At 67.2% G+C, this 2,477-nt stretch carries 1 protein-coding gene and 1 pseudogene; both read left to right on the forward strand.

The window, feature by feature from the left end; genetic code table 11:
• A pseudogene (locus tag FHY02_RS22535) lies at nucleotides 1-1,354 on the forward strand (hypothetical protein); the annotation flags it as partial.
• A gap of 92 nt (nucleotides 1,355-1,446) precedes the next feature.
• A complete protein-coding gene (locus FHY02_RS22540) occupies nucleotides 1,447-2,361 on the forward strand; it encodes an ArdC family protein (protein ID WP_183926603.1) in 915 nt (304 codons plus the stop codon).
• The last annotated feature ends 116 nt before the right edge of the window (nucleotides 2,362-2,477 follow it).

The raw sequence follows: 2,477 nt of genomic DNA on the forward strand, positions 1-2,477 counted from the left end.
CGAGGCGCTGCTGGCACCGCTGCAGGAGCAGCTCGAGAGCGGCACGCTCAGTGACGAAGCGCACATCGAGACCGAGGGCCAGTACGACACGCTCGCGGCGGAACTCGAAGCACTCGAGCATCGGCCGGTCGTGATGCCCCCGGAGGTAGCCTCCCGCGTCGGCGCCTTCCTGACGCTGTCGCATACCGGCGAGATGGTGCTCGATGATGTCTTCTACAGTGAGACACCGATCACCGTCACGATGGTCGAGCCGGACGCAGCCGAAGACGATGCCCGCGAGCACGAGGGCGAGGATGCGTCGCACGACGGGGCTGAAGGCGATGCCGACGACTCCGAGCGTCCTGCGCCCGTCGCGACGTTCCGCATCGAGGAAGGGACGGGGCACACCATCGGCCGCGGCAACACCACGTCCATCATCGAACCCGACCGCGCCGCCCCGGGCGGCAAGCCGATGAGCCAGGTGCTGATGGATCAGCTCGCCATCCAGCGTCGCGACGTGCTCGGTGCCGCGCTGCAGGCCAACCCCGGTCTCGCGCTCGACTACATGATCTTCGTCATGATAGAGGGCCGCAAATACCGCACCGAGGGCAACGGCACGACCATCCGCGCGGCGCTGCCGCAGGATGCCGTGCCTGCGACCGGCGTGCCGGGCTCGCGTGCGCGCGACTATCTCGCCGAGGTCTACGACGATCTCGATGCGAGCTGGTCCGAGCCGAACAACAAGGTGGCGCGCTTCGAGGCGTTCCGCATCCTCTCCGACGATACCAAGGCCAAGTGGCTCGCGTGGATCGTGGCCACGTCGTTCGACGCCAAGGAGGGCTACGGCGCGCCCAAGCAGATCCCGCTCCAGAACCGCCTTGCCACGATCCTCGAGGTCGATGTGGCGAGCTGGTGGCGCCCGACGTCGGAGAACTTCTTCGACCGCGTGCCCAAGGGCGCGCTGCTGTCGCTGCTCGACGAGGTCGGCGGTCCCTCGCTCACCAGCCGCAACGCGAGCAGCAAGAAGCCGGAGATTTCGGCGTCGTGTCAGAAGCTGTTCGCCGGCGATGCGATCGTCGAAGCCGAGGTCAAGGAGAAGGCGCTCGCCTGGGTGCCAGCCGCGATGCGCTTCAACGACGTCGCCTCCGGCGAGGCACCCGAAGACGACGGGCAGGACGAGCTCGCCGGTCTGATCGGCGACGATATGGGCGCCGGCGAGGACGACGACCTGGCAGCGCTGATCGGTGAAGACGCCGGCGAGCCCGCTGGTGACGGCGCAGTCGATGCCGATAGCGAGAGCAGCGGCACCGACGACGTCACTCCGCCCGAGCACCAGAACGACGACGCCGTCAACGACGTGGTCGCGGCCGAATAACAGCGCACCCGCTGGGCAACCTCGCTGCCGGCGCTGCCTCACCGCGGCGCCGGCAGCTTCTTTTCCAAACTCCATCATGAGGAGCCCGCGTCATGCCCGCCGGCACCCGCGACATCGCGGCCGCAATCACCGACACCATCATCGCCAAACTCGAGGCCGGCACCGTGCCGTGGCAGCGCCCATGGTCGGTCACGGGCGAGGGCGGCCGTCCGCTGCGCCACGAGGGCACACCGTACCTCGGCATTAACTCGGTCTGGCTCTGGGTCATGGCCGATTTTCTTGACTTCCGGAGCCGCTACTGGATGACCGCGCGCCAGGCCGAGGAGCTTGGCGGACATGTGCGCCGCGACGCGCAGCCGTCGTTTTCGGTCTACAGCTCGACCTTTCGCAAGCGCGGTCAGCCCAACCTTGAAGGAATCTCGGCCGACAAGCTCATCCGCTTCCTGCGCTCGTACACCGTCTTCAACGCCGACGAGATCGAGGGCCTGCCGAGCTACTTCTACCCGCGTCCGGCGCCACCCACACCGACGCTGCTCTCCGCGCGACAGGATCGCATCGACGCCTTTTTCGCGGCGATCCCGTCGAGGGTGCGCCGCGGCGGTGATCGCGCCTTCTTCAGCTACACCTTCGATTACATCCAGATGCCGCACGCCGGCAGCTTCAAGTCGGCCGACGCGCACGCCTCCATCCTCGCGCACGAGCATGCCCACTGGACGGGGCACTCGTCGCGGCTGGATCGGACCTTCGGCAAGAAGTTCGGCGACAAGGCGTACTGCGTCGAAGAGCTGGTCGCCGAGCTTACCGGCGCGATGGTCTGCAGCGACCTCGGCCTGCCGTCCGAGATCCATGACAGTCACGCCAACTACGTCGCCGACTGGCTGCGGGTGCTGCGCGCCGACAAGAGTGCGATCTTCGTCGCCGCGACCAAGGCAGAGCAGGCCTTCGCCTATCTGCGCGCCTTCTCGGACGAGGCCGCGACCCGCGATGCGGTGAAGCTCGCGGCATGAACCACGATCACAGGAGATCTTACGATGGGTTGGCTTTCGATGCCTCTCAGCAGCATGGGCGGTCACGCCACGCCCAAGGCCTATCTGGACGACCAGTTCACCTACTCGCGCGAGCA

Source organism: Sphingomonas sp. BK069 (assembly GCF_014193405.1).
Classification (GTDB): Bacteria; Pseudomonadota; Alphaproteobacteria; order Sphingomonadales; family Sphingomonadaceae; genus Sphingomonas.

Bases quoted from the DNA above. Each gene is read 5' to 3' on its own strand.
- FHY02_RS22540 (WP_183926603.1), top strand. From the start codon at position 1,447: ATGCCCGCCGGCACCCGCGACATCGCGGCCGCAATCACCGACACCATC.